At 74.7% G+C, this 26,144-nt stretch carries 20 protein-coding genes, 1 tRNA gene and 2 pseudogenes; 12 read left to right on the forward strand and 11 right to left on the reverse strand.

From position 1 onward, the window contains the following. Positions 1–101: 101 nt before the first annotated feature. A complete protein-coding gene (locus ACFY15_RS14115; protein ID WP_390689464.1) occupies positions 102–1,925 on the reverse strand; it encodes an AMP-dependent synthetase/ligase in 1,824 nt (607 codons plus the stop codon). Between the two features lie 409 nt (positions 1,926–2,334). Next, positions 2,335–3,186 (reverse strand): LysR substrate-binding domain-containing protein, encoded by an 852-nt coding sequence (locus ACFY15_RS14120; protein ID WP_390686736.1) that lies wholly within the window; start codon positions 3,184–3,186, stop codon positions 2,335–2,337. 145 nt (positions 3,187–3,331) lie between these two features. On the opposite strand from ACFY15_RS14120, the gene ACFY15_RS14125 reads away from it, so the two are divergent. Further along, positions 3,332–4,381 (forward strand): bile acid:sodium symporter family protein, encoded by a 1,050-nt coding sequence (locus ACFY15_RS14125; RefSeq protein ID WP_390686737.1) that lies wholly within the window; start codon positions 3,332–3,334, stop codon positions 4,379–4,381. Between the two features lie 9 nt (positions 4,382–4,390). After that, positions 4,391–4,819 (forward strand): (2Fe-2S) ferredoxin domain-containing protein, encoded by a 429-nt coding sequence (locus ACFY15_RS14130; protein ID WP_390686738.1) that lies wholly within the window; start codon positions 4,391–4,393, stop codon positions 4,817–4,819. Here ACFY15_RS14130 and fdhD read toward each other — a convergent pair. Further along, a complete protein-coding gene (gene fdhD / locus ACFY15_RS14135; RefSeq protein ID WP_390687046.1) occupies positions 4,816–5,676 on the reverse strand; it encodes a formate dehydrogenase accessory sulfurtransferase FdhD in 861 nt (286 codons plus the stop codon). The genes ACFY15_RS14130 and fdhD overlap by 4 nt on opposite strands. Positions 5,677–5,895: 219 nt before the next feature. Between fdhD and ACFY15_RS14140 the strand changes: the two genes are divergently transcribed. From ACFY15_RS14140 to ACFY15_RS14150, 3 genes are all read left to right on the forward strand, one after another. Further along, positions 5,896–6,837 (forward strand): beta-ketoacyl-ACP synthase III, encoded by a 942-nt coding sequence (locus ACFY15_RS14140; RefSeq protein ID WP_390686739.1) that lies wholly within the window; start codon positions 5,896–5,898, stop codon positions 6,835–6,837. A 185-nt stretch (positions 6,838–7,022) separates the two neighbouring features. Beyond that, positions 7,023–7,107, forward strand: a tRNA-Leu gene (locus tag ACFY15_RS14145). A 103-nt stretch (positions 7,108–7,210) separates the two neighbouring features. Beyond that, positions 7,211–8,893, forward strand: coding sequence for a serine/threonine-protein kinase (locus ACFY15_RS14150; RefSeq protein ID WP_390825565.1), 1,683 nt, complete (start codon positions 7,211–7,213; stop codon positions 8,891–8,893). 540 nt (positions 8,894–9,433) lie between these two features. Here the strand turns inward: ACFY15_RS14150 and ACFY15_RS14155 are convergent. Together ACFY15_RS14155 and ACFY15_RS14160 are read right to left on the reverse strand one after the other, a co-directional pair. Further along, a pseudogene (locus ACFY15_RS14155) lies at positions 9,434–10,153 on the reverse strand (IclR family transcriptional regulator C-terminal domain-containing protein); the annotation flags it as partial. Positions 10,154–10,974: 821 nt separating this feature from the next. After that, positions 10,975–11,577 (reverse strand): sigma-70 family RNA polymerase sigma factor, encoded by a 603-nt coding sequence (locus tag ACFY15_RS14160; RefSeq protein WP_390686741.1) that lies wholly within the window; start codon positions 11,575–11,577, stop codon positions 10,975–10,977. Positions 11,578–11,959: 382 nt separating this feature from the next. Here ACFY15_RS14160 and metG point away from each other — a divergent pair, with 382 nt between their 5' ends. Next, positions 11,960–13,675, forward strand: coding sequence for a methionine--tRNA ligase (gene metG / locus ACFY15_RS14165; protein WP_390686742.1), 1,716 nt, complete (start codon positions 11,960–11,962; stop codon positions 13,673–13,675). Positions 13,676–14,206: 531 nt separating this feature from the next. Then, a pseudogene (locus ACFY15_RS14170) lies at positions 14,207–14,827 on the forward strand (glycosyltransferase 87 family protein); the annotation flags it as partial. Between the two features lie 207 nt (positions 14,828–15,034). On the opposite strand, the gene ACFY15_RS14175 reads toward ACFY15_RS14170, so the two are convergent. Then, the gene (locus tag ACFY15_RS14175; protein WP_390686743.1) at positions 15,035–15,895 is read right to left on the reverse strand and encodes a hypothetical protein; all 861 of its coding nucleotides are present in this window, start codon (positions 15,893–15,895) and stop codon (positions 15,035–15,037) included. A gap of 423 nt (positions 15,896–16,318) precedes the next feature. Between ACFY15_RS14175 and ACFY15_RS14180 the strand changes: the two genes are divergently transcribed. Continuing rightward, positions 16,319–16,888, forward strand: a complete 570-nt coding sequence (locus tag ACFY15_RS14180; protein WP_390686744.1) for a hypothetical protein — start codon at positions 16,319–16,321, stop codon at positions 16,886–16,888. A gap of 81 nt (positions 16,889–16,969) precedes the next feature. Further along, the gene (locus ACFY15_RS14185) at positions 16,970–17,746 is read left to right on the forward strand and encodes a hypothetical protein (protein WP_390686745.1); all 777 of its coding nucleotides are present in this window, start codon (positions 16,970–16,972) and stop codon (positions 17,744–17,746) included. A gap of 39 nt (positions 17,747–17,785) precedes the next feature. Here the strand turns inward: ACFY15_RS14185 and ACFY15_RS14190 are convergent, their stop codons facing one another. The 3 genes from ACFY15_RS14190 to ACFY15_RS14200 all read right to left on the reverse strand — a co-directional run bounded on the left by ACFY15_RS14190 (position 17,786) and on the right by ACFY15_RS14200 (position 20,263). Next, entirely contained in the window at positions 17,786–18,976 is a 1,191-nt protein-coding gene (locus ACFY15_RS14190; protein ID WP_390686746.1) for an MAB_1171c family putative transporter, read from the reverse strand. Continuing rightward, positions 18,973–19,530, reverse strand: a complete 558-nt coding sequence (locus ACFY15_RS14195) for a toxin-antitoxin system, toxin component (RefSeq protein WP_390686747.1) — start codon at positions 19,528–19,530, stop codon at positions 18,973–18,975. Before ACFY15_RS14195 ends, ACFY15_RS14190 begins: the two co-directional genes overlap by 4 nt. Before the next feature lie 64 nt (positions 19,531–19,594). Then, on the reverse strand, positions 19,595–20,263 hold the full coding sequence (locus ACFY15_RS14200; RefSeq protein ID WP_042817517.1) for a helix-turn-helix transcriptional regulator: 669 nt from the start codon (positions 20,261–20,263) through the stop codon (positions 19,595–19,597). A 182-nt stretch (positions 20,264–20,445) separates the two neighbouring features. On the opposite strand from ACFY15_RS14200, the gene ACFY15_RS14205 reads away from it, so the two are divergent. Further along, positions 20,446–21,471 (forward strand): helix-turn-helix domain-containing protein, encoded by a 1,026-nt coding sequence (locus ACFY15_RS14205; RefSeq protein WP_390686748.1) that lies wholly within the window; start codon positions 20,446–20,448, stop codon positions 21,469–21,471. Positions 21,472–21,690: 219 nt separating this feature from the next. Further along, a complete protein-coding gene (locus ACFY15_RS14210) occupies positions 21,691–23,049 on the forward strand; it encodes a 6-phospho-beta-glucosidase (protein WP_390825566.1) in 1,359 nt (452 codons plus the stop codon). Here ACFY15_RS14210 and ACFY15_RS14215 read toward each other — a convergent pair. After that, complete coding sequence (locus ACFY15_RS14215) at positions 22,946–23,401, reverse strand: NUDIX domain-containing protein (protein ID WP_390686750.1); 456 nt, start codon at positions 23,399–23,401, stop codon at positions 22,946–22,948. The genes ACFY15_RS14210 and ACFY15_RS14215 overlap by 104 nt on opposite strands. Before the next feature lie 138 nt (positions 23,402–23,539). Here ACFY15_RS14215 and ACFY15_RS14220 point away from each other — a divergent pair, with 138 nt between their 5' ends. Continuing rightward, positions 23,540–25,039, forward strand: coding sequence for an NAD(P)-binding protein (locus ACFY15_RS14220; RefSeq protein WP_390686751.1), 1,500 nt, complete (start codon positions 23,540–23,542; stop codon positions 25,037–25,039). Here the strand turns inward: ACFY15_RS14220 and ACFY15_RS14225 are convergent. Beyond that, entirely contained in the window at positions 25,003–26,070 is a 1,068-nt protein-coding gene (locus ACFY15_RS14225; protein ID WP_390686752.1) for an ATP-dependent DNA ligase, read from the reverse strand. The genes ACFY15_RS14220 and ACFY15_RS14225 overlap by 37 nt on opposite strands. Positions 26,071–26,144 lie beyond the last annotated feature (74 nt).

The raw sequence follows: 26,144 nt of genomic DNA on the forward strand, positions 1-26,144 counted from the left end.
AGGGGCGACAACCGGCCTCCCGCGCCGCGTATTCCCGGCCGCCGAAGCGGCCGCCCGACACCACCCGGACGGCCCGGCCCGGCCTCGGGACGGGGACCGGCTCACGAGGGGTAGAGGCCCGCGATCTCCCCGGCGTAGGCCTTCTCGATCGCCCGGCGCTTCAGCTTCAGCGAGGGCGTCAGCAGCCCCCGCTCCTCGGTGAACTGCCCGGCCAGCACCCGGAAGGCGCGGATCTGCTCGGCCTGCGACACCAGGGTGTTGGCGGCCACCACCGCCCGCCGCACCTCCGCCGTCAGCGCCGGATCCCCCACCAGCTGCTCCGCCGACCGCTGCGCCAGACCGCGCATCGACAGCCAGTGCGCTATCCCCTCCATGTCCAGGGTCACCAGTGCCGCGACGAAAGGTCGGTCGTTGCCGACCAGCACGCACTGGGACACCAGCGGGTGCGAGCGCACCCGCTCCTCCAGCGCCGCCGGGGCCACGCTCTTGCCGTTCGAGGTCACCAGGACCTCCTTCTTGCGCCCGGTGATCGTCAGATAGCCGTCGCCGTCGAGCCGCCCCAGGTCCCCCGTCGCCAGCCAGCCCCCGCGCAGCACCTCCTCCGTGGCCCGGGGGTCGCCCAGGTAGCCGGCGAAGACGTGGGGGCCGTGCAGCCACACCTCCCCGTCCTCGGCGATGTGCACCGTGGTCCCCGGGATCGGCGGCCCCACCGTCCCGTACTTCACCGCCCCCGGCGGGTTCGCGGTGGCCGCCGCGCAGGACTCCGTCAGCCCGTACCCCTCGAACACGGTGATCCCGGCGCCGTCGAAGAAGAGTCCCAGCCGCCGCGACATGGCCGACCCGCCCGACATCGCGTGCCGCACCCGCCCGCCCAGGGCCTCGCGGACCTTGCCGTACACCAGCCTCTCGAAGAGCTGGTGCTCCATCCGCAGCGCCGCCGAGGGACCCGGACCGGCCCCGAACGCCTTCTGCTCCCGTGCCTCCGCGTACCGCACGGCCGTCTCCACCGCCCGGTCGAAGGGCCCCGAGCGTCCCTCCGCCTCCGCCGTGCGGCGCGCCGCCGCGAACACCTTCTCGAAGACGTACGGGACCCCCAGCACGAACGTCGGCCGGAAGGCCGCCAGGTCCGGGAGCAGCTCCGAGGCGGCGAGCGCCGGCTGGTGCCCGAGCTTGACCCGGGCCCGGACGGCGGCCACCTCGACCATCCGCCCGAAGACGTGCGCCAGAGGCAGGAACAGCAGGGTGGACGGCTGCTCGCCCGGCCCGGCCCGGAAGACCGACTGCCAGCGGGAGACCAGTGTGTCGGCCTCGAACATGAAGTGGGCATGGGTGAGCACGCACCCCTTGGGGCGGCCCGTGGTCCCCGAGGTGTAGATGACGGTGGCGACCGCGTCCGGGGTCACGGCCCGCCGGTGCCGGTGCACCACGTCCTCGTCCACCCCCCGCCCGGCCGCCACCAGTTCCGCCAGCGCCCCCGCGTCGAGCTGCCACAACATCCGCAGCTCCGGCAGCCCCTCGATCACCGAACCGACCGTCATCGCCTGGTCCTCGTCCTCCACGACGCACCCGGTGCAGGAGGAGTCGAAGAGGATCCAGTGCACCTGCTCCGCCGAGGACGTCGGGTAGACGGGGACGGGCTGCGCGCCGATCGCCCACAGCGCGAAGTCGAACAGGGTCCACTCGTAGCTGGTGCGGGCCATCACCGCGACCCGGTCCCCGAAGCGCACCCCCTGGGCCAGCAGCCCCTTGGCGAGCGCGAGCACCTCGCCGGCCAGTTCCGCGGAGGTCACGTCCCGCCACGCCCCGGCGGTCTTGCGCCCGAGAGCCACCCCGTCGGGGTCCTGCCCGGCATGCTCGAAGACCACGTCGGCCAGGCCGCCGACCGGCGAGCCGCTGACCACGGGGGGCACGGTGAACTCGCGCAACATTCCGCTCCTTGGGTCCCGGGCGCCGAGACGCTACCCCACCGGCCACGCCGCCCGGCACCCCTGCGGAGATCTCCACAGGATCCCCCCGCGCGCAACCCCGCGTGACCTGCGCACTCGTCAGCCGGAACCCCGAAGGGGTGTCACCCGGTCCACTGTCCGGCCCCCACCCGGGACATCACCCGCGGCCTCCCGCCCGGGGTGTCATCCGCGCGGCCTTCCACCCGGGGTGTCATCCGCGCGGCCTTCCCCCCCCGGGGTCTCACCACGCGGCCTCCCCCCCCGGGGTCTCACCACGCGGCCTCCCCCCCCGGGGTCTCACCACGCGGCCTCCCGCCCGGGGTCTCACCGCGTGGCCTTCCACCCCGGGCATCACCCGAGGCCCCCGCCCTCGGGCGTGCCCCCCGGCCTACGCCGGCCGGCTCAGGCGGTCGCCGCCCGCCAGGACGGCCGCCGCCAGGGCCTCCGCGGCCGGCGTCGGACGGCGGCCCTGGAGCAGGGCGAACTCCACCGGGCCCAGCTCAGGCAGCCCGCCCACCCGGACCAGCCCCGGCGGGATCAGCCCCCGGGTGTGCGCCATCACCCCCAGCCCGGCGCGGGCCGCCGCGATCAGACCGCTCAGGCTGCCGCTCGTACAGGCGATCCGCCAGGCCCGCCCCTCCCGCTCCAGCACCTCCAGCGCCCGAGCCCGGGTGATCCCCGGCGGCGGGAACACGATCAGCGGCACCGGGCGCTCCGGGTCCAGCCGCAGCCCCTCCGCCCCGATCCACACCATCCGGTCCCGCCAGACCAGTCGGCCCCGCTCGTCCCCGGGCCCGCGCCGCTTGGCCAGCACCAGGTCCAGCCGCCCAGCGTCCAGCCGCTCGTGCAGGATGCCCGACAGCTCGACCGACAGCTCCAGGTCCACCTCGGGGTGCTCGGCCCGGAACCCCTCCAGGATCTCGGGCAGCCGGGTGAGCACGAAGTCCTCCGACGCCCCGAACCGCAGCCGCCCGCGCAGCCGGGTCCCCGTGAAGAAGGCCGCCGCCCGCTCGTGTGCCTCCAGGATCGTGCGCGCGAAGCCCAGCAGGGCCTCCCCGTCCTCCGTCAGCGCGACGCTGTGGGTGTCCCGGGCGAACAGCGGCCGGCCGGTGGCCTCCTCCAGCCGCCGCACGTGCTGGCTGACGGTGGACTGCCGCACCCCGAGCCGCCCGGCGGCCTGGGTGAAGCTGAGCGTCTGGGCCACGGTGAGGAAGGTACGCAGCTGGACCGGGTCGTACACACCCCCAGACTAGTGCGCGGCCATCACAGAACGCGATCACAGTCAGTGTGGTGTGCGGGTTTCCCGATGACCGCCCACCGGCGACGATGGAAGCCGCCCCTCCGCCACGGGGGCACCCCTTTCCGATCAGCAAGCGAGCACCGCCATGCGACGCCCCCTCCTTCCCGCCCGGTTCCCCCTTGACCCCTACGTCCTGGCGCTGCTCGCCACCGTGGGCCTCGCCGCGCTGCTCCCCGCTGGCGGTCCGGCGGCCACCGTCGCCGAGGGCGCCTCCGCCGCCGCCGTGGCCCTGCTCTTCTTCCTCTACGGAGCCCGGCTCTCCACCCGCGAGGCCCTCGACGGACTGCGCCACTGGCGCCTCCACCTCACCGTGCTGGCCTGTACCTTCCTGCTCTTCCCGGCCTTCGGCCTGGCCGCCGGCGCCCTGGTCCCCGCCCTCCTGTCACAGCCCCTCTACCAGGGCCTGCTCTTCCTCTGCCTGGTCCCCTCGACCGTCCAGTCGTCCATCGCCTTCACCTCGATCGCCCGGGGCAACGTCCCCGCCGCCATCTGCGCCGGCTCCTTCTCCAGCCTCGCGGGCATCGTCCTGACCCCCCTCCTCGCCGGCGCCCTGCTCGGCGGCAGCGGCGGCTTCTCCCCGGACGCCCTCCTCAAGATCGTCGTGCAGCTGCTGCTCCCTTTCCTCCTCGGGCAGGTCCTGCGCCGCCGGGTCGGCGGCTTCCTCGCCCGCCACAGAAAGGTGCTCGGCCACGTCGACCGGGGCTCGATCCTGCTCGTCGTGTACGCCGCCTTCAGCGCGGGCATGGCCGCCGGCGTCTGGCACCGGGTCGGCCTCCGGAGCCTGGGCGCGCTGATGGCCGTGGAGGGCGCGCTCCTCGCCGTCATGCTCCTCGCCACCTGGTACGGGGCGGGCCGCCTCGGCTTCGGCCGCGAGGACCGGATCGCCATCCAGTTCGCCGGGTCGAAGAAGAGCCTCGCCGCCGGACTCCCCATGGCCGGCGTCCTGTTCGGGGCCCAGGCCTCCCTCGCCGTGCTGCCGCTGATGCTCTTCCACCAGATGCAGCTGATGGTCTGCGCCGTCCTGGCCCGCCGCCGCGCCCGCGACCCGCTGACCCCGGACGGCGTCCAACTCCCCGGCGCCCGTGTGGCGGAGGTCTCCCCAAGGCCCCAACACCCCGCTCCGCGCGGCCGGTAACGTGCGTCGGTGACCTGGATACGCCCGCTCGCCGCCCATGCCCCGCGCCCCTGCACCCTCGTGGTCTGCCGGGGCTGCTGCTGCGGGGACCCCCGCAAGAACCCCGGCACCGACCACGCGGGCCAGCTCGCCCGCCTCCAGGAGGCGGCCGACGCCTCCGACGGCCGGCTGGCGGTGCGGACCAGCGACTGCCTCGGGCCCTGCGAGCGGGCCAACGTCATCGTGGTCCAGCCCACCACCGAGGCCCGCCGCCGGGGCGCCCGCGCCGTCTGGTTCGGCTGGGCCCTGGACGACACCGCCACCGACGAGATCATCACCTGGGCCGCGTCCGGCGGCCCAGGTACCACCCCGCTCCCGGCCACCCTCGACCTGCACCGCATCGACCCCCCGGAGCCGAAGCCGGCCGCCACCCCGCGCCGGGGCCGCCGCGGCCGTTAGCCGGGCCGTCCCTGCGCCGCGTCGGGGGCGGGCAGGAGGATCCGCTCCTCACCTGCGTAGATGTTCATGTTCGGCCCCCGCAGGAAGCCCACCAGGGTCAGCCCCGAATCCAGGGCCAGGTCCACCGCGAGCGAGGACGGCGCCGACACCGACGCCAGCACCGGGATCCCGGCCATCACGGCCTTCTGCGCCAGCTCGAAGGAGGCGCGGCCCGAGACCAGCAGGACCGCCCCGCCCAGCGGCAGCCGCCCGTCCCGCAGCGCCCGTCCGACGATCTTGTCCACGGCGTTGTGCCGCCCCACGTCCTCGCGCAGGTCCAGCAGCTCGCCCTCCGCCGAGAACAGCCCGGCGGCGTGCAGCCCGCCCGTGCGGTCGAAGACCTTCTGCGCCGCGCGCAGCCGGTCCGGCAGCAGGGAGAGGAGGTCGGCGGGAATCCGCACCGGATCCGCCGCGAGCCCCGGGAAGCGGGTCGCCGTGCGCACCGCGTCCAGGCTGGCCTTGCCGCACAGACCGCAGGAGGAGGTCGTGTAGACGTTCCGCTCCAGCGTGATGTCCGGCACCGGAACGCCGGCGGCCAGCTGCACGTTGACCACGTTGTAGGTGTTGGAGCCGTCCTCCGTGGCCCCCTCGCAGTAGGTCACGGCCCGGACGTCCGAGGCCCGCGCGACCACGCCCTCGCTGACGAGGAAACCCGCCGCCAGCGCGAAGTCGTCACCGGGGGTGCGCATGGTGATGGCCAGCGGCTTGCCGTTCAGCCGTATCTCCAGCGGCTCCTCCGCCACCAGGGTGTCCGGCCGGACCCCGGCCGTCCTGCCCCGGACCCGTACGACGCGGCGCCGCTCGGTGACCCGTCCCATCGCGATCAGCCCGTCCGTTCCGTTCCCGTCGCGCACCCGATCGTGCACCTGACGAGGACATTCTCCCGGATCCGGGACGGGCCCCCTCTCCCGTCTGGAGGATGCTCGGAATTCTCCAAATTCCCATGGCCCAATCCTGTTGGGTTACACGCATACGTACTCATCGGTAGCAGGAGAAGGTGAATGATCCTGACTGCCGTACAAAGGGGGATTCCGCCCATGACCGGTTCACGCGTGGTGGCGCTCGGGCACTACCAGCCCGCCAAGGTGCTCACCAACGAGGACCTCGCGGCCATGGTCGAGACGAGCGACGAGTGGATCCTCTCCCGGGTCGGTATCAGGACCCGCCACGTCGCCGGTCCCGAGGAGCCGGTCGACGAGCTGGCCTACCAGGCCGCCGGGAAGGCCCTCGCCAACGCCGGCCTGACCCCGGACGACATCGACCTGGTCCTGGTGGCGACCTCCACCGCCATCGACCGTTCCCCCAACACGGCCGCCCGCGTCGCCGCCAAGCTGGGCATGGCCGGCGGGCCCGCCGTGATGGACCTCAACGTCGTCTGCTCCGGCTTCACCCACGCCCTGGCCACCGCCGACCACGCCATCCGGTCCGGCTCCGCCACCCGCGCCCTGGTCGTCGGCGCCGACAAGATGGCCGAGATCACCGACTGGAGCGACCGCACCACCTGCGTGCTGACCGGCGACGGCGCCGGCGCGGCCGTGGTCGAGGCCTGCGCGGAGCCCGGCATCGGCCCCGTGCTGTGGGGCTCGGTCCCCGAGATGGGCCACGCGGTGCGCATCGAGGGCACGCCCCCGGTCTTCGCGCAGGAGGGCCAGTCCGTCTACCGCTGGACCACCAGCCGGCTGCCCGCGCTCGCCCGCAGGACCTGCGAGAAGGCCGGGATCACCCCCGAGGAGCTCGCCGGCGTCGTCCTGCACCAGGCCAACCTGCGGATCATCGAGCCCCTCGCCGCCAAGATCGGCGCCGTGAACGCCGTCGTCGCCCGGGACGTCGTCGACTCCGGCAACACCTCGGCGGCCAGCATCCCGATGGCCCTCTCCAAGCTGGTCGAGCGCGGCGAGATCCCCTCCGGCGCCCCGGTCCTCCTGTTCGGCTTCGGCGGCAACCTCTCGTACGCCGGCCAGGTCATCCGCTGCCCCTAGGCGGCCCGCCCCGCTCCGGCGCCCGCCCCGTACCGGGGTGGGCGCCGCCGTATCAGGCCCCGGAGCATGCCCGCAGGTCAGCGCGGCGTGGCGGGCCGGCGGCCGGGCGGGAAACCTGGTCGGAGGCCCGGCGATCCTTTGCTATTGTTGTCCATGTCGCCGCGGGAAACCGGGGCCGACCACCGGTCCGGGTGGCGGAATGGCAGACGCGCTAGCTTGAGGTGCTAGTGCCCTTTATCGGGCGTGGGGGTTCAAGTCCCCCCTCGGACACAGAGGAAGAACCCCACTTCGGTGGGGTTCTTTTTTTGCGTTCCGGGGCGGAGCCGCGCGGGCTGCCGGAGAAGCCGGTGGCCGGATCCGCCCGTGCGGCATCATGGGCCTGACCGGGTCGAGGGGGAGCAGCGTGCCGCAGGACGAACCGCGCAACGAGGTCGTGATCGCCGGGCGGTACCGCCTGGGGAAGAGGCTGGGCCGGGGCGGCATGGGAACCGTCTGGCAGGCCTCCGACGAGCTCCTGGGCCGTTCGGTCGCCGTGAAGGAACTCCACGTCGGCGAGGGCAAGCGGGCGGCGGGGGCGCTGCGCGAGGCGCGCACCGTCGCCCAGATCAAGCATCCGCACGTGGTCGTCGTGCACGACGTCGTCGAGGACGACGGCCGGCCGTACATCGTCATGGAACTCGTCGAGGGAGGCTCGCTCGCCGACCGCCTCACCGCCGACGGCCCCCTGGACGCCGGCGAGACCGCCCGCGTCGGACTCGCCCTGCTCGGCGCCCTCGGCGCGGCGCACGAGCGCGGGGTGCTGCACCGGGACGTCAAACCCGCCAACGTCCTCATGGAGGCGGGCACCGGACGGGTGGTGCTCACCGACTTCGGCATCGCCCGCCTCGCGGGCTCCACCACCATCAGCGACACCGGCGCGTTCGTGGGCTCGCCCGAGTACACCTCTCCCGAGCGGATGCAGGGGGCCGACGCCGGCCCCGCGTCCGACCTGTGGTCCCTGGGCGCCCTGCTGTGCGCCGCGCTGACCGGCGAGTCCCCCTTCCACCGGGACTCGCTGGGCGGGGTCCTGCACGCCGTCGTCCACGACGAGATCCGCCCCCCGGCGCAGGCAGGGCCGCTGACCCCGCTGGTCCGGGGTCTGCTGGAGCGCGACCCCGGGCGCCGGCTGGGGGTGGCGGAGGCCCGTCGGATGCTGTCGGCGTACGTGACCACCGGCAGCCTCCCCCTCCTGGGCGACGCCCCCGGCCCGCACCGGCCCGCCGCCCCCGCCCCCGTGGCCCCCGCCCCGGCCGGGTACACGCCGACCGAACGCGCCACCGCGCACACCGGGCCCGCGCCGAAGCCCCGGGCGGGCCTGCGCGTCGGGCTGGTCGCCGCGCTCGTCCTGGCGGCCGTCATCGGCTCGGTCGCCGTGACCTCCTTCCTCTCGGACCGTACGGACGCGGACGCCGAGGGGCGGCCGGCCGCGCAGGGCGAGCGCACTGCGCCTTCCCCCGGCGCGGCCGCGACCGGCCCACAGTCCCCGGTGGTGTCCGCACCGGGCGCGGCGGCCACGGCGACGGCCACCGCCACGGTCACCGCCCCCGCCCCGCCCCCGCAGCCCGGCAGGGCCGCGCCCGCCGGGTACCGGACGGTGGCGGACCCGGACGGCTTCGCCCTCGCCGTACCCCTGGGCTTCCAGCGCACCACCGACGACCAGAGGGTCTTCTACGTCTCGGCAGACGGCGCGTTCCGGATCGGGATCAAGGTCAGGCCCGCGTCGCCGGGCGGCCCGATCGCCGCGATGCGGCGGTCCGACGCGGACGGGCCGTCCACCAACCCCGGCTACCGCGACCACTCGGTCGTCCCCACCACCCACGACGGGCTGCCCGCGGCCCTGTGGGAGTTCACCTGGAACGGCTTCACCGCGGCCGAGGGCGCCCGGCACACCTACGACCTGTGCTGGGACGAGAACGGCCGGATGTACGACGTCTGGGTGTCGGCCCCCGTCGGCCGCCTTGCGCAGGCCAGGGCCCACTTCGACACGGCCCTGGACTCCTTCGTGCCCGGCGCCTAGCTAGCGCTGTGACCGGAAAGGTTCACCGCCTCACGACGCCCGGCGCAGCACCTCGCCGCGTTGTCGGACCGGGCAAGTACGTCCAGTACGAGCCGCGGCCCTCCGCCTTGCGATGCACCACACCGGACGTCGCGAACCGGCAAACCTTTCCGGCCGCAGCACTAGCCGGCCGGGGCCCCGCGCGACCCGCCCTCGCGGGCCCCGTGCGCCCTGCCTTCGCGGGCCTCGTGCGCCCCGTCAGGTGCCCAGGACCACCAGGCCCCCGCGGGCCGGCAGGCTGCCCGGAGCCAGGGGGCCCAGGGTCCGGGGGAGGGCCAGGCGCGGCCCCCCGCCCTCCGGGTCGGTGTCGAACAGATACGCCGCGCCCGACACGGAGTCGCTGACCAGGTGCGGCCCGGCGGCCGACTCCGTGAACCGGGCCAGCGGGGTCCGGAAGACCCGGCTCAGGTGGCGCAGGGCCTCCGGGGTCGGCGCGGTGTCCGCCGAGGGCAGGGCCCCGGCCGCCGCGTCCGCCGCGGTGTCCGGGGGGATCGCACCCGACAGCAGCAGGGCCAGCAGTACGGGGACCGCCTTGCGTCGCAGGGCCTCGGTCGCCCCGTGCAGGCGGTGGGCGTGCGCGGCGGGCAGGGAGAGCGCCAGGCTTCCGGCGGCGCCGCCCGTGGCGATGGGCACGGCCGCGCAGACGACCCCGGGGGAGTACTCGCGCAGGTCGAAGACCGGGGCGCCCGGGGCCAGCGCGTCCAGGGCGCTGAACAGGACCCGGCTGTCGGTGATGGTGTGCGGGGTGAGCCGGGCCGGGCGGTGGCGGGCCACGTGGTCGGCCCGGATGTCGTGGTCCAGCTGGGTCAGCAGGCACTTGCCGACCGCGCTCGCGTGCGCGGCGGCCCGGAAGTCCACCCACTCCCGCACCGGCGGGGCGCCCGGACCGTCCGCCATCTGGGTGATCCGGACCTCGCCCTCCGCGTACCGGCTCAGGTACACGGCGGCGCCCGCGCTGTCCCGCGCCAGGGCCAGGGTGCGCTGGAGCTGGCCCGCAAGGCCCGCGCCGCCCGGGGCCGCGAGCCGGTCCAGGGCCGGGCCGGGCGCGTACACCCCGGCGCCCGGGCGGCAGGCGTACTCCTCCTCGCACAGCATCGACAGCAGCGGGCGCAGTGCCGCGTCCGTCAGCCCGGTCCTCCGCGCGAGCCGCCCTGCCCGCACTCCCAGCGGGTGCCGCTCCAGGACCCGTACGACGTCCAGCGCGCGCCGCGCCTGCTCCATGGCCTCGCCGGTGTCGGTCCGCACCGCCGTCCCGCGCACCGCCGTCCCGCGCGCGGCCGACGCCGGCGCGGGGTGGCGCAGCGGGCCCGCGGCGGGGCGCGGCCGGCGCTCGTGGCGCTCCGGGGCCGGGGGCGGTGCCAGGAAGGCGGCCAGCACCCCGGGAAGCTCCGGCCGGGGCAGCGGCACCGGGCCCAGATCGGGGTCGTCGCACTGGTCGACGTACCGCAGGACGGCCGCCTGCGCGCACAGCCGCACCTCGCGCAGGTCCCGGCGGCCGCCCGGCCGGAAGCCCCGGCGGCCCAGCTCGCGGGCCCAGAGACGGGCGTCGTGGTGCTCGCCGCCCCGGGAGTGGTCGAGGAAGAGGCAGTAGGCGGCCGGGCCGGTGCGCGCGCTCCCGGACCCGGCGGCGAACTGCCACCAGAACCGCGCGCCCTCGCGCAGCCCCGCCAGGTGCAGCAGGCAGCCGAAGACGAGCGCACCCGGCGGGTCGGCGTGGGTGCCGTCGGCGAACCGGCCCAGGTCCCGCCCGGCCTGCGGGTCGCACACCACGGCCAGGCAGGCGGCCTTGAGGTCCCGGCGCGCACGTTCGGAGTCCAGCGGGCAGTCCCGGGCGGGGTCGCTCCAGCCGAAGGGGCGCCGCCGGTTGCGGGTCGCCGCCGGGGCGCCGGGGGCGCGGGGCGGGCGCAGCAGGCGGGCCTCGGCGGCGCCCAGGTCGTAGTGCGGGTAGCGGTCGCGCACGCCCGCGCGCGCCAGGAACTCGGACAGGGCGCGGGGGGCCGCGCCGGGGCCGCCGTCCGCGCCGGTGCGGCCGTCGGCGGCACTCATGATTCGGGGGCGGCGTCGAGCAGCCGCGCGAGGCGCCGGTGGGCCTGGCCGAGCTGCGAGCGGACGGTGGCCTCGTCGACCCCCATCACGGCGGCTGCCTCGCCCGGGGAGCAGTGGAGCCCGTAGCGCAGCACCACGGTGTCGCGCTGCCGCTCGGCCAGGCGGGAGACGGCCCGGTAGAACCGGATGGTGTCCGTCAGCACCTCGTACGGGTCGGGGTGCACCTCCTTGAGGGCCGCTTCGAAGGCGCTGATGTCCATCGGCTCGGGCCGGCACAGACGGGGGTCGCGGCGCTGCTGCCAGTCGACGATGCGCTGTTTGAGCACGGTCCAGGCGTAGGCGTCGAGGCGGTCCATGTGCAGCATGCGCAGCCATTCGTGCATGATCGAGTCGAAGGTGGCGTCCACCGCGTCCTCGGCGTCGGCGTCGGAGCCGAGCTGGAGGTACGCGAAGCGCATGTACGCCGGCCGCCGGTTGCTGTGGAAGGCCCAGTACGACAGGCGCGCGGTCGGGTCCCACTGGCTCATGGGCGTCGGCTGCCGCCGTCGGCTGGGCAGTCCCACGGCCCCGCCGGACTCCTCCGGTCCGCCATCGTTCACCGTTCCCCACCTCATCCCCTGGTGCCGGTCCATGAGAGCAGTACCGGCGCACTCGGGGGGCGTGGAGGAGAAACCTGAAGGGATTACGTTGGGTGGTGACCGGTTCGTGAACGAAGTCGATCAGGCGGAGGGCCGGTCGCTACGTACGCATATCTCATCGGCACGTACGCCCGCGCCGGGCCGCCCGCGGCCCGGCGCCGGCCCCTCCCGCACCCCGGCGCGGGGTCCCCGTCCGCCCTCCGGATACCGGTCGGGGTCCGCGCCCGCGGTTCGATACGATGAACCGCCTCACCATGCGTATGCGGCACGGACGCCCCGGCGGGCCGCCGCCGCACGGAGCCGCATGGATCCGTAGTAATGAACTGAAATGGAGCATCCGAGGATGGCTCGACACCTGATCACCAGCGCGCTTCCGTACATCAACGGGATCAAGCACCTGGGCAACATGGTCGGGTCGATGCTTCCGGCGGATGTGTACTCCCGGTACCTCCGCCAGCGCGGCCACGACGTCCTGTACATCTGCGCCACCGACGAGCACGGCACCCCCGCCGAACTCGCCGCGAAGGAGGCCGGGATCTCCGTCGCCGACTTCTGCGCGCAGGCCCACGACGCCCAGAAGGCGGTCTACGACGGCTTCGAGCTGTCCTTCGACTACTTCGGCCGCAGCTCCTCCGCGCAGAACGCCGAGATCACCCAGCACTTCGCGCGGCAGCTCCAGGCGAACGGCTTCATCGAGGAGCGCGCGATCCGGCAGGTGTACTCGCCCGCCGACGGCCGCTTCCTGCCGGACCGCTACGTCGAGGGCACCTGCCCGCACTGCGGCTACGACAAGGCGCGCGGCGACCAGTGCGAGAACTGCACCCGCGTCCTGGACCCCACGGACCTGATCGAGCCCCGCTCGGCCATCTCCGGCTCCACCGAGCTGGAGGTCCGCGAGACCAAGCACCTCTTCCTCCTGCAGTCCAAGCTCCAGCACGAGGTCGAGGCCTGGGTCGCGCGCCACGAGGAGGAGTGGCCGCAGCTGGCGTCCTCCATCGCCCGCAAGTGGCTGACCGAGGGCCTGCACGACCGCGCCATCACCCGCGACCTCGACTGGGGCGTCCCGGTCCCGGCCGACACCTGGCCCGAACTGGCCGCCGAGGGCAAGGTCTTCTACGTCTGGTTCGACGCGCCGATCGAGTACATCGCCTCCACCAAGGAGTGGGCCGACGGCGACCCGGCCAACCGCGACTACAAGGCGTGGTGGTACGAGGCCGAGGACGTCCGCTACACGCAGTTCATGGCCAAGGACAACGTCCCGTTCCACACGGTGATGTTCCCCGCCACCGAGCTCGGCACCCGCGAGCCGTGGAAGATGGTCGACTACGTCAAGGCCTTCAACTGGCTGACCTACTACGGCGGCAAGTTCTCCACCTCGCAGAAGCGCGGCGTCTTCACCGACCAGGCGCTGGAGATCCTCCCGGCCGACTTCTGGCGCTACTTCCTGGTCGCCAACGCCCCCGAGTCCGACGACTCGTCCTTCACCTGGGAGCACTTCGCCGCCACGGTCAACAAGGACCTCGGAGGCACCCTCGGCAACTTCGTCAACCGCGTCCTGACCTTCTCCCGCAAGAAGTTCGGCGACGAGGTCCCGGCCGGCAGCCCCGCGGGCGAGGCCGAGGCGAAGCTGGGCGAGCAGATCGCCGAGCTGCTGGCCGAGTACGAGGGCCACATGGAGACCCTCCAGTACCGCAAGGCCGCGGCCGCGCTGCGCGCCCTGTGGTCCGCCGGCAACTCCTACCTGGACGAGAAGGCCCCCTGGCTGGAGGTCAAGACCGACCTCGACGCCGCCGCCCTCACCCTGCGCACCGCGATGAACCTCATCCACCTCTACTCGGTGGTCTCCGAGCCGTTCATCCCGGCCTCGGCCCGCGCCATGCGCACCGCGTTCGACCTGCCCGCCGACACCGCGACCTGGGTGACCCCGGAGCAGGCCCGGGCGCTGGACGCGGTGCCGGCCGGGACCCCGTTCACCGTGCCGCCGGTGCTCTTCGCCCGGATCACCGAGGAGGACCTGGAGTCCTACCGCGAGCGCTTCGGCGGTTCCCCGGAGGCGTAAGGCCCCCGCCGACCCCGCCGTCCGAAGGGCGCGACCCCGCCGGGGCCGCGCCCTTCGGCGCGTCCGGAAGGCGGGCGGGGGTAGGGAAAACCCCACCGGGAAGGCTCCGCCCGGACGTGCAGACCGGGCCGGGGCGGCCCGGCTGGAATGGGGCCATGACCCCTTCCCGTACCGTCCGGTGGACCGCCGGCTGGCTGCTCGCCGCCGCGTGGGCCCTGTCCTTCCCGCTGTTCTCCACCCTGGCCCCGCACCGCCTGTGGGGGTGGTGCGCGGGCGCCGGATACCTCGCCGCGGCCACCGCCCTCGGCCGGCGCCGCGCGGCGCTCGGCGCGGCCCTGGTGGGCGCCGTCGCCGTCCCCCTCCTGTACCTCGTCCTGACCGGGCAGGGTCAGTCCGAGGTCGGCGTGATCGAACGGTCCGGGCGGCTCCTCCTCGACACCGGGAAGATGTACGTCGACCGCCCCGCCGGAGTGGAGGAGTACACCCCCTACCTCGCCCCCCGCGTCCCTCCTCGGCCTCCCCCGCGCCCTGCTGGACGGCGGCTCCGGCGGGGGAGGGGAGTGGGCGGTCCGGCTGCTGGGCGACGCCCGCGTCCGGTGCGCGGCCGTGCTGTTCGCCGGACTGCGGGCCGGCCGCCGCCTCCTCGGCGCGGCCCCCTCACCGCTGCTCCCGCTGCTGGTGGCCTCGCCGGTGGTGGCCCTTCCCCTGGCGGTGAGCGGGGTGGACCTGCCGCTGGCGGGGCTGTGCTGCCTCGCCCTCGCGGCGGCCGCCTCCGGCCGCCCGGGCCTCGCCGGGGCGGCCCTGGGCGCCGCGTGCGCCCTCAAGCGGACGGCGCTTCCCGCGGTGGCGGTGGCGGCGGCCCTCCTCGGCTCCCGCTCCGGTTCCCGGGCGGCGGCCCGCTGCGCGGTGGTGGCGGGGGCGGTCACGGCCGCCCTGGTGCTGCCGGGCGCCCTGCTCCAGCCGGCTGAGCTGTGGCGGCAGGTGTTCGCCTTCCCGACGGGCCGGGCGCCGGTGTCGACCCCGGCGGGCAGCCCCCTGCCGGGGCACCTGCTGGCGGAGCTCGGGCCGTGGGGCTGGTACCTGACGGCGGCCCTGCTGGTGCCGGTCGGGCTGGGGGTGGCGCTCTCGCTGCGGGTGCGCCCGCCGCGCACGGCGGTGGCCGCGGCGGACCGTCTCGCGCTCGGGCTCACCCTGGCCTTCCTGCTGGCCCCGCGGGGCGCTTCGGCTACCTGGTGCTGCCGGTGCTTCTGGTGGCCTGGGCCCGCTCGGCGGCCCCCGCGGGCCCCGTCCCCTCGCGGGTGGTGGCCCGGTGCCGGACGCGGGGGCCGCGGTCGGCACCGGGCCGCTGACGGTCCGGGGTCAGGGCGCGCCGGCGTTCTCGTACCGGTCCACCCTCGCGCCGGCCTCGTTCTGCAGGGGCCGCAGCCGGTCGACCAGCTTCTGGAAGTCGCCGCTCCGGCCGTCGCTCCACTGCCCGAGCCCGACCACCATCACGCGGCCCACGCCCGTGAAGGACTGCACCAGCCCGGTCTCGGGCCCCAGGGTCGTCAGCCCGGATCCGGGCGGCGGGGCCTGCGGGCCGACCTGGTAGTCGTCGAGGGCCGTCGACAGGTTGGTCACCACCCTCACGGTGTCCCGGGGGTCCCTCAGGGTGAACACGGCGAGGTTGAACTGGTTGTCCTGCGCGTCCTTGTAGAGCGCGACCTGCTCGCCGACGCAGCCCTTGCCCTCGGAGATCATGCGGGTGAGGCGGGGGCCGACCGAGTCCGGCCGGGTGCAGGAGTCCAGCACCTTCGCACCCACCAGGGTGAAGGCGCCCCCGGCGCCGTCCGGGACCTGGGAGGGGAAGACGTCGGCCAGCGGGACCATCGGGCGGTCGGTGCCGGTGGCGGGAGGCGACGCCGGGGCGGTCGGGGAGGCCGTTGCGGCGGGGGCGGCGGGCGCGCCGGTGGCGGCCGGGGCGGAGGGCGTGTGCCTCGGCCGGGCGGTGACGCGTTCCTCGTCGGCGGGGTCCGTCATCTCCAGGGTGACGAGGGCCAGGGCCGCCATCAGCAGGCACAGTCCGAGGACGATCGGCCAGGTGCGCGTGCGCTCGGGCGCGGCGGGCTCGTGGATCGAGGCGCCACGGACGAAGTCCTCGTCGAGGACCACGTTCCACTTGTCCTCGTCCGGTCCGTCCGCTCCGTCCGGGCCTGGGGGCATCGCATCGTTCGTCGGCACCCTGAGACCCTAGTGACCGCTACCGCCGATCTGAATGCCCCCAGGTCACAGCCTCATCACTATGCGGGCCCCGGGCTTGCGGCGCCGCGCAGACGGGCCAGGACGGCCAGCACGCGGCGGTTGCCCTCCGCCGGGTCCAGTTCCATGGACGCTGGTCGCCTGCACGGCGGAGGCCGGCTCTCCCTCCGAGGCGGCCCTGCGCCTCCTCGCGGGGGCGGCCGCCGGGCAACGGGCCCGCACCCCCGCCTGACGCCGCCCCGGCAGCCCCGGCAGCCCAGGCAGCCCCGGCCGGGACCGTCAGCCGCGCGGCACGGAGTCATCCCCCGGACAAGGATCTTGATCCGTCCGGCGCGTGTCGAACCGGGTCCTTGATCGTTTCTTCAGCCGTAACCCTCATGTCGGCTGCCGAATCGGAGGACCGCGGTGACGGCTTGGCAGTACTACGCCGGGGCGGGCATGGTGGCCGCGCTCTGCCCGCTGCACGGCCACGTGGCGGTCGCCGGTGACGGACACGGCAGCGGGGCCCGGGTCGACGTGTGCGTGCCCGCCGGGCGGCCGCCCGTACGGCCGTCCATGCCCCCGCCGCCCGTGGCCCTGCCCGGGACGCCTGCCGTGGTCCCGCCCGCCGTGCGGGTGACGGTGCCCGGCGCCGAGCGGCCCGCCGTGCACCACCCGGGCACGGCGCCGGGTCTGCCTCGGGCCGCGCCGCCCGGGGCCCCGGTGCCGGGCGGCGCGGCGCAGTCACCCCCGGCTCCGCCGGCGCCCGCGCCCCTGCCGGAGGCGGCTCCGGCCGCAGCCTCCGGTCCGCCCGCGCCCGGTGTGGCCGCGCCCGTGCGCGCCTTCCACGTGCGCCCGTACCGCTCCGCGGCCCTGGAGCGGCGCGGCCCGAACGGACTGAGCACCGTGATGCTGATGGTGGTCGTCACCACCCCGGCCGTGCTCGCCGCCGCCGCGCTGCGCCCCCGCGGCAAGAGCCGCGGCCCGGCCTCCTGAGACACCGAAGCACCGACGTGCCGAGACGCCGAGGCGCCGACGCACCCCCGCACCGACGCACCCACGAACGGGAGATCCCTCGTGTCCGAATGGCTGGTCCTGGCCATCGCCATGGCGCTCGTCTGCGCCCTCGTCCTCGCCATGACCGTGATCCGGCACCGCCGGGTCGCGGACGACGAGGACACCAGCGAAACCCCCGACGTCATCGAGTACATGACGATGATGGTCGGCGTGGTCTACGCGATCGTCCTGGGCCTGGCGATCGCGGGGGTCTGGGAGGCGCGCGGCGCCGCCGAGGACAGCGTGCGGCGTGAGGCGCAGGCGCTGTACGAGGTCACCCAGCGGGCCGACGTCTACCCGGCGCCCGTCCGCGACCGGATCCGCGGCGAGGTGGACGCGTACGTCTCCCACACTGTCAGCGTCGACTGGCCGCGGCTGGTCTCCGGCAGGGAAGCCTCCCCCGAGGGCGCGCAGCTGCTCGGGAAGCTGCGCACCGATGTCACCCACCAGAGCCCCGGGAACGAGCTCCAGGCGCAGGCCTACCAGCCGCTGCTCGATCAGATCGCGGCCGCCGACGACGCCCGCCACTCGCGCACGCAGAGCGACGAGTCCACCCTGCCGAGCGTGGTCTGGGTCGGGCTGCTGGTGGGCGGCGTGGTCACCATCGGGCTGATCTTCACCCTCCAGATCAGGCGCTCCGGCCGCGAGCTGCTGCTGGCCGGGCTGTTCAGCGCGCTGATCGTGTTCCTGCTGTTCATGGTCTGGAGTTTCGACGCCCCCTACGGGCGGGCCGGCACCGACTCCGCCGGCGCCTTCCAGGACCTGTTCCCGGCCTTGTCGGTGACCGCCTCCCGCTGAGGCCCCGGACCCGTTCCCGGCCGCGCGGCCCCGGCGGGCTCAGCCCCCCGCCGGGGCCGCCTGCCGCCGGGCCGCGGCCACCAGCGGTGAGTGCCGCAGCGCGTGCGAGATGCGTACCAGGTCGCGTGGGCCGTCGGCGGTGACGAGGACCCGGTTCCCGTCCGCCGCGTCCTCCTCGCCCCCGGACGCCGCCTCCGGGTCGGCGGCGCACACCAGCACGGCGGCCGCGACCATCGCCGCGTCCGCGACGGCGCGGGCCGTCTCCTCGTCCGCGCCGGCCGCCAGGGCCCGCTCGTAGGCGGTGTCGCGGTGGCGCCGGTCGAAGCACGGTCCCAGGCGCAGGAACCCGTCGTGGATGTCGGACTCCCGCTGGATCACCCGGATCGCGGCCGGGGACCACCAGGACATCTGCACCCCGGGAGTGCCGCTCGGCGCGGTGCGCTGCACCTCGTGCCACAGCGCCCCCAGGTGCCGGTAGGTGCTCCAGGTGCGCCAGCTGTCCGACACCCGCTGGTACACCAGGGGCAGCACGAAGCCCACCGAGCTGACCAGCGCGCCGGCGGAGGCCAGGGGCGGCGCGACGAAGGTGCTCAGGAAGTCCAGGTCGCGGTCGAACCAGCGGGCCGCGACGGCGGACATCTTCGCGGCGTCGTAGGCCAGGCTGATGGCGTAGCCGGACACGATGATCAGCAGGCCGGCCCGGAGCCAGCCGCAGACCTGGAGGGACCAGCGCCAGCACATCGAGACCATCATCATCACGGCCACGTTGTGCGCCAGCAGGTAGGAGGCGATCATCAGCCGGATGTACGGGGTGTTCGCGTAGTACGTGTCGAAGTCGCGCAGCCGCTCGACGGGCGCCGAGCCGATGGCGAACAGCGCGACGATCGCCGCGACGACGACGGAGTAGCCGGCGATCCAGCGCAGCGAGGTGGCCCGGATCTCCTCCGCGGGGCCGCCGCGCCAGTTGAAGACCAGGACGAGGCAGGAGGCGCTGAAGGCGGTCATCAGGCAATAGACCAGGGGGGCGGAGAAGTTGGTTATACCGGTCCAGCGGTTGACGGCTTCGATGGTGGGCGGGGCGGCGAAGGTGAAGACCGAGCCGGCCAGGAGGAGCAGGACACAGACCGACCGCAGGAGCGGATCGCGCCAGTTGGTGCGCAGGGCCGGCAGCTTGCAGACGAGGGAGATCGCCATGGCGGCCGCCGGGATGTAGTAGTCCGGTCCTTTCAACGGTCGTTCCTGTGCCCCCGGTAGCCGAGGGAGGTCTCGATCCGGCCCGCCAGCTCGTCGCGCCGGCCGGCCGGGCGGGCGCCGGAGGATCCGGCGAGCCAGGTGCGGCACCTGCTGCCGAGCAGGAGGCCGAAGGTCTCGGCCTCCGTCTCCTCCCGGACGTCGGCACGGGTGCGGGCGGCGACGCTGCGGACCGTTTCGCCGAGGTCGGCGCCGTCGCTCAGCAGCCGGGCCGCGACCGCGGCGCCGTCGACGTGGTGGCTGCAGTGGCCGGCCTTCATGTGCCAGAGCTCGTGGCCCAAGATGACCAGCTGGTGGTCCGGCGCGGTGCGCTCCTCGATCACGACCAGGTCCCGGTCCGCCATGTCCAGCCACAGCCCGCTCGCCGTCCCCTGCGGGAACGCCGCCATCCGGAACTGCACGGGGCGGCCCCGGTGCCTGCTCATGCCGTCGCAGAGGGCGGCGTAGAGGTCCACGGGTTCCACGGGGGCGGCCAGCTTGATGCCGGACACCAGCTCCGCGCACAATCGCCGCTGCGCTCTGCCTATGCTCACCGTTCTCCCCGTCGACGCGGATCCGGATCAGGACTCAAGGATCAGATCCAGACTTTCGACTGGGTCATGATTCGTTCGGTTTGACGCTTTCGAGAAGCATGTCCAGCCATTCGGTCACCTTGTCCCGGTGCTTGTCGCTGGGCAGTTGGGCGGCGCGCCAGGCGATGCCCCGGACACCGTGGTTCTGCAGGAGCCGTGCGAGCGGGTCGCCGGCCGCGGCGGCCTCGGCCGGTACGGTCTGCCGCTCGCGTCCCGCGAAGTCCTGGAGGAGCTGCTGCTCGGTGCGCTGGAGGGCGTCGGTGAGGGCGTCCGCGTCGTGGGCGGTGAGGAAGCCCGCGTGCACCCCGAAGAAGCGCTGGATGGCGTCGCAGTGCTCCATGGTGGGCCGCCGGTCGCCGTTGATGAGGGCGCCCGCCTGCTGCCGCGACATCCCGGCGCCGTCCGCGATCTCCTGTTGGGTGTAGCGGCGGCCGTTGGGCTTCACCCGGGTCCGCCGCAGCAGGTCGAGGCGCTGGAGGAAGCGCGCCTGGAGATCGGGTTCACCGGCCCGCCTGCCGTCGAGCAGGGATCTGATCACGTCCGTGGGAACCCCGGAGGCCTCGGAGAGGCGGCGGAGGTCGAAGACCTGGTTCGGGTCGCGGCCCATTTTGTTCGCCAGCTCGGCGACCCGCGTGACGGTTGCCGCCAGGGGCGCGTTGGCCACCGCGACGGGAGCCGGGAAGCCGTCTGTCACCAGTGGTTCTCCTAGATCGCGCGAGGTCAGTGGGCACGTGGTCGGCCTCAGGGAATCTATCCGGTTTGTTTTGCGAGAGCCATAACTTGCCACAGCTGTGGCGCGAATGAGCTGTCGCCAGGCTGGAATTGCCACAATAGTTGACACTCGAATGAAGTCGGTAGCAGGATCGCCACACGGAAATGAAGATCCAGACCGTTGAGGAGGGGGAGCTCTCGGTGCCACATCTCGCAGCGGTGGGCCCGTCTGATGGCCTCGTCCGAGCCGGTGAGGAGCGCCTGGCGGGCGACGAGTCCGCCCGTGGTGCAGTGCGGTCGGAGCGGCGCAAGGAGATTTTGCGCCAACGCCGCGAAGAACTGGGCCTGAGTCAGGAAGACCTCGCGGCGCGCCTGCGCATCAGCGTACGCGCGTACGGGAACTGGGAACGCGGCCTGGTCAAGGAATGGACCGACCGTAAACTCCTCGCCCTGGCCGAGGCCCTGGAGATGAGCGAGCGGCAGTGCTTCTGGCTCTTCCGGATCATGGTCGACCGCGACCCGCCGCCCACCTGGCGCGCGGCCGAGGAGAGCCGGCTGCCGCAGGACCCGGCCCAGCGCGACTACCTGGTCGACTACGCGGCCCTGATGGAGGCCGTGCCCTACCCGAGCTTCCTGGTGGACCACCGCTGGGACGTGGCCTTGACCAACTCGGCCTTCGACAAGCTCTTCCAGACGGTGAGGCCGCACCCCACGGCCCTGCCGGACGACAACTTCCTGCGCTTCGTGCTGTTCCACCCGGATGCCGCGGCCGTGCTGGAGGACCACGAACCGGCCTGGTGCGTACCGCTGCTGGCCCAGTTCGCGACCGCCCTGGAGGCGGCGCCGGAGGACGAGGGTCTGCGGAGTATCCGTCAGGAGGTGGCCCGCGACCCGTTCATGGAGGCGGCCTACCGGTACGGGGTCCCGCACTGGCTGACCACCCACGGGCAGGAGGCCGCCGAGCGGGACGGTGCGGTGCGGACCGTGCGCCACCCCGACCCGGGGTGGGGCCTGGTGCGCTGCCGGATGGTGGCCGAAACCAGCCGGATGCTCGACGGCATGGGACTCACCCGGATCACCCTGGTGCTCTCGGCCCCGCAGGGCCTGCCGACCGGTCCCGTACCCGGCGGCACCGGCTTCCCCAAGCAACAGGGAGCCCGCCTGCGGGCGGTTCCGGCGCTGGGGGGCTGACGCGGCGGGGGACACTGGTCCCCCAGCGCCCGCCGCGGCGCGCGGCGGCGGGATCCGGCGATGCTCCGGTCCGCCCCCGCCGGGCGCCGAGGGCCGGATGCCACGATCGGCGACGTCGAGTGGATGTCGCCGATCGTGGCATCCGCGTCGGTGCCGGGGCGCATCGCCCCGGCCGTGGCGGCGGGCGGTACCTCGAAAGGCCGGAAGGACGGTAGGGGCGTGCGGTTGACCATCCTCGGCGGGGGCGGATTCCGCGTCCCGCTCGTCTACGGAGCACTGCTCGGCGACCACGCCGAGGGCCGGGTGTCCCGGGTGACCCTCTACGACGAGGATCCCGTGCGGCTCGCCGCCATGGCCCGGGTGCTCGCGGACCAGGCCGGCGCCTCCGGGGAGGCGGACGCACCGGAGGTCACCGCCACCCGGGACCTGGACGAGGCCCTGCGCGGAGCCGACTTCGTCTTCTCGGCCATCCGCGTCGGAGGCCTGGAGGGGCGCGCGGCGGACGAGCGGATCGCCCTGGCAGAAGGCGTGCTGGGCCAGGAGACGGTCGGCGCGGGCGGTGTCGCGTACGGCCTGCGGACCGTGCCGGTGGCCCGGGAGCTGGCCCGCCGGATCGCCCGGACCGCCCCGGACGCCTGGGTCATCAACTTCACCAACCCCGCCGGGGTGGTCACCGAGGCGATGTCCGAGGAACTGGGCGGGCGGGTCATCGGCATCTGCGACTCGCCGGTCGGCCTCGGCCGCCGGATCGCCCGCCTCCTGGGCGTCGCCCGCCCCGAGGACGCCTGGATCGACTACGTCGGCCTGAACCACCTCGGCTGGGTGCGCGGACTGCACGTCGGCGGGCGCGACGAACTGCCCCGGCTGCTGGCCGACGACAAGGCGCTGGAGTCCTTCGAGGAAGGGCGCCTCTTCGGGGCCGACTGGCTGCGCTCGCTGGGCGCGATCCCGAACGAGTACCTGCACTACTACTACTTCAACCGCGACACCGTACGGGCCTACCAGGAGGCCGAGAAGACCCGCGGCGCCTTCCTGCGCGACCAGCAGCGCGGCTTCTACGCCGAGGCCGGCCGGCCGGGGCAGCCCGCCGGGGCGGCACTCGCCGCCTGGGACCGGACCCGGGCCGAGCGCGAGGCCACGTACATGTCGGAGAACCGCGAGGTGGCGGGCGTCGGGGAGCGCGAGGAGAGCGACCTGGAGTCCGGCGGCTACGAGAAGGTGGCCCTGGCGCTGATGCGGGCCATCGCCCGCAACGAGCGGGCGACGCTGATCCTCAACGTCCGCAACGGCTCGACCCTGTCCGTGCTGGACGCGGAGGCGGTGATCGAGGTGCCCTGCGCGGTCGACGCCAACGGGGCCCACCCGGTGTCCGTGGCCCCGCTGCCCCTGCACGCGGTGGGGCTGGTGACCTCGGTGAAGGCGGCCGAGCGGGCGGTCCTGGCCGCTGCGGGCAGCGGCTCGCGGAAGGACGCCGTCAAGGCCTTCGCCCTGCATCCGCTGGTGGACTCGGTGACCGTGGCCCGCCGGCTGCTGGACGGGTACGCGGCGGAGCACCCGGGGCTCGCCCACCTGCGCTGAGCCGGGCTCCGGGGGCCGCAGACACGTCCGCCGACGCCCTGCGGGGAGAGGTGGACGGCCGGCACCTCGCCGGCCTCCGGTGCGGTGCGCAGGCCGTCTCCTCGGTGAGCTCCCGCGCGGCGGCCCGCTCGAAGCCCTCCCCGGAATCGACTTTGCCGCCGGGCAGCTCCCGGCGGCCGTCGTGCGCCTGGCCGAGCAGCACCCGTCCGTCGGGGCCGACGACGACCAGCCCGACACCGACGACGGCGTTGGGCCCGGGGATTGTGCGCGCAGCGCCGGTGGGTCCGGGGTTCCGGGACGTCACGCGCGGCAGCCCTGTCCGTCGTCCTGCGGGGGACGGCCATTCCCCCATTCGCCGACGCGAGGAGACGGTGCGTCAAGGCGGCATGCACCCGACCCTCGGACGGGTGTGCGAGTTTCGGCCAGGCGCCGTGTGCGCAGGCTCTGTCGGTCCGATCGTCGTACGTACACCGGCCCCGGGGGGCGCGCCATGGCACATCTGCTGGTGATCGGCGGTGGGGTGGCGGGGCTGGCGACGGCCCTGCTCGCGGCCCGGCGCGGCCACACCGCCGAGGTCTTCGAACGGGACACCCGCGCCCCCGGGACCGCCCTCGACCGGGACTTCTTCGACTGGCGCCGCCCGGGCGTGCCCCAGGCGGCCCAGCCGCATGTCCTGCTCGGCGCCGCGCGGGCGGTGCTCCGGGGCGAGCTGCCCGACGTGCACGCCGAGATGCTCCGGCTCGGCGCCCGCGAGCGGCACGAGCTGGACTGGTTCGACGTGCGGCCGCCCGCCCGCCCCGGCGACGAGGACCTGGTGCTGCTCCAGGCCCGGCGCATCGTGCTGGAGAGCGCGCTGACCACCGCCCTGCGCGCGGAACCGGGCGCGGTGGTGCGCTACGGCGAGCCGGTCACCGGGCTGGCCGCGGCCGGGGGCGCGCAGCCCAGGATCACCGGGGTGAGCACCCCGGGCGGCCGGTACGCGGGTGACCTCGTGGTGGACTCGGGCGGCCGCCGCGGCGGCTCCGCGGCCCTGCTGGCCGCGGCCGGCTGCCGCCCGGCCGCCGTCGAGCGGCACCGCACGGGCCTCGCCTACTTCTGCCGCTGGTACCGGCTGCCCGACGGGGTGGAGGAGGGGCCGCGCCGACCCTGGACGGTGACCGGCGGCGCCTTCGCAGGCTGCGCCGTCTTCCCGTCCGACAACCGGGTCTTCGCCGTGACCGTGTTCGCCCACACCGGGGACCCCACCCGGGCCGCCCTGCGCGATCCGGCCGTCTTCGAGGCCGCCGCCCGGGCCTTCCCGCCCGGCGCAGCCTGGCTCGGTCTGGGCGCCGAGCCGCTGTCGGCGGTCCTGGCCACCGCGGGCCTCGACAACCGGTGGAGCCCCCTGGCCGACGGCCGGGGCCCCGTGGTGAGCGGGATGGTCCCCGTCGGAGACGCCCTCACCCACACCAACCCCACCCTCGCCCAGGGGACCTCACTCGCGTTGTGGGCGGCCGACCGGGTGACCCGGACGGCCCACCGCGACCCGGGCTCGCCCGGCTTCGCCGCCGGCTACCACGGATGGGCGCTGCGCACCCTGAAGCCCTGGTTCGACTTCCAGGCCGGCGCGGACGCGGCCGTGGGGGAGCGCCTCGCGGCGGGGGCGGGGACGGGAGCCGTCGGGGTGGGGCATGCGGGGGCGGGCGGCCGCGTTCCGGGCAGCCGGCCGGTCCACCCCGGCCGGGCGCGGGAGGCGGCCGCGCTGTTCGAGTGCGCGCTGGAGGACCCGGAGGTGATGCGGGCCCGGGCCAGGGTCCGGCACCTGGCCGAACCCCCCGGGCGGGCCTACGCGGACCCCGCGGTCCGGGCCGCGGTGGCGCGCTGGCTCGCGGACCGGCCCGGCTGGGCGCCCCACGCGGTGGGCCCCGACCGGGCGCGGTGGGAGGAGATCATGGCCTCCGCCGCGCCGGCCCCTCAGCCGGCGCTGCCCAGCACCTCGGCCAGGTCGTAGCCGACGACCTCCTCCAGCTGCCCGTACGTACAGTCCTCCGGGGTGCGGTCGGGGCGCCAGCGGACGAACTGCGCGGTGTGCCGGAAGCGGTCGCCCTCCATGTGGTCGTACTTCACCTCGCAGACCCGCTCGGGGCGCAGAGGCACCCAGGACAGGTCCTTCTTCCCCGTCCAGCGGCTCTGCGCGCCGGGCAGCCGGGCGCTCTCGTGCGCGGCCTCCTCGGTCCACGAGGCCCACGGGTGCCCCCCGGCGTCCGGCATCCGCAGCGGCTCCAGCTCCTCGACGAGCTCGGCGCGGCGCTTCATGGGGAAGGCGGCACAGACGCCCACGTGCTGGAGCGCGCCGTGGCCGTCGTACAGGCCGAGGAGCAGCGATCCGATGATCGGACCGCTCTTGTGGAAACGGAAACCGGCGAGGACGACGTCGGCCGTACGCTCGTGCTTGATCTTGAACATCAGGCGGGCGTCGGGCCGGTAGGGGAGGTCGAGGGGTTTCGCGACGACCCCGTCGAGCCCGGCGCCTTCGAAACGCTCGAACCACTCCCGCGCGAGCGCGGGGTCGGTGGTCGCGGGCGCGAGGTGCACGGGGGGCCGGGCTGTGGAGAGGACGTGGACCAGGGCGCTGCGGCGTTCGGCGAGCGGGGTGTCGAGGAGGGCCTCGTCGCCGAGGGCGAGCAGGTCGAAGGCGACGAAGCTGGCCGGGGTGGTCTCGGCGAGGAGTTTCACGCGGGAGGCGGCCGGGTGGATCCGCTCGGTCAGCCGGTCGAAGTCGAGCCGCGCGCCGTGCACGATCACGATCTCCCCGTCGACCACGCAGCGGGGCGGCAGGTTCTCCTTCAGCGCCGCCACCAGCTCGGGGAAGTACCGCGCCAGGTCCTTGCCGGTGCGGCTGCCGACGACCGTCTCGTCCCCGTCGCGGTGGACGATCGCCCGGAAGCCGTCCCATTTGGCCTCGTACTGCATGCCGGGCGGGATTTTCGTCGCGGACTTGGCGAGCATCGGCTTCAGGGGAGGCATCACCGGCAGGTCCATGCCTCTGATTCTGCGGTGGTACGGGCGGGCGCGCCCGGTGTGCGCGTCCGCCCGCGCCCGCCTACCGTGGCGCC

The sequence above is a fragment of the Streptomyces sp. NPDC001373 genome (assembly GCF_042895815.1).
Taxonomy (GTDB): Bacteria; Actinomycetota; Actinomycetes; order Streptomycetales; family Streptomycetaceae; genus Streptomyces.

What these genes read in the sequence shown, in the direction of transcription:
- ACFY15_RS14125 (WP_390686737.1), top strand. Translation starts at nt 3,332, where the DNA reads ATGCGACGCCCCCTCCTTCCCGCCCGGTTCCCCCTTGACCCCTACGTC.
- fdhD (WP_390687046.1), bottom strand. Translation starts at nt 5,676, where the DNA reads ATGGGACGGGTCACCGAGCGGCGCCGCGTCGTACGGGTCCGGGGCAGG.
- ACFY15_RS14140 (WP_390686739.1), top strand. Translation starts at nt 5,896, where the DNA reads ATGACCGGTTCACGCGTGGTGGCGCTCGGGCACTACCAGCCCGCCAAG.
- ACFY15_RS14150 (WP_390825565.1), top strand. Translation starts at nt 7,211, where the DNA reads ATGGGCCTGACCGGGTCGAGGGGGAGCAGCGTGCCGCAGGACGAACCG.
- metG (WP_390686742.1), top strand. Translation starts at nt 11,960, where the DNA reads ATGGCTCGACACCTGATCACCAGCGCGCTTCCGTACATCAACGGGATC.
- ACFY15_RS14205 (WP_390686748.1), top strand. Translation starts at nt 20,446, where the DNA reads ATGAAGATCCAGACCGTTGAGGAGGGGGAGCTCTCGGTGCCACATCTC.
- ACFY15_RS14215 (WP_390686750.1), bottom strand. Translation starts at nt 23,401, where the DNA reads ATGGGGGAATGGCCGTCCCCCGCAGGACGACGGACAGGGCTGCCGCGC.
- ACFY15_RS14220 (WP_390686751.1), top strand. Translation starts at nt 23,540, where the DNA reads ATGGCACATCTGCTGGTGATCGGCGGTGGGGTGGCGGGGCTGGCGACG.
- ACFY15_RS14225 (WP_390686752.1), bottom strand. Translation starts at nt 26,070, where the DNA reads ATGGACCTGCCGGTGATGCCTCCCCTGAAGCCGATGCTCGCCAAGTCC.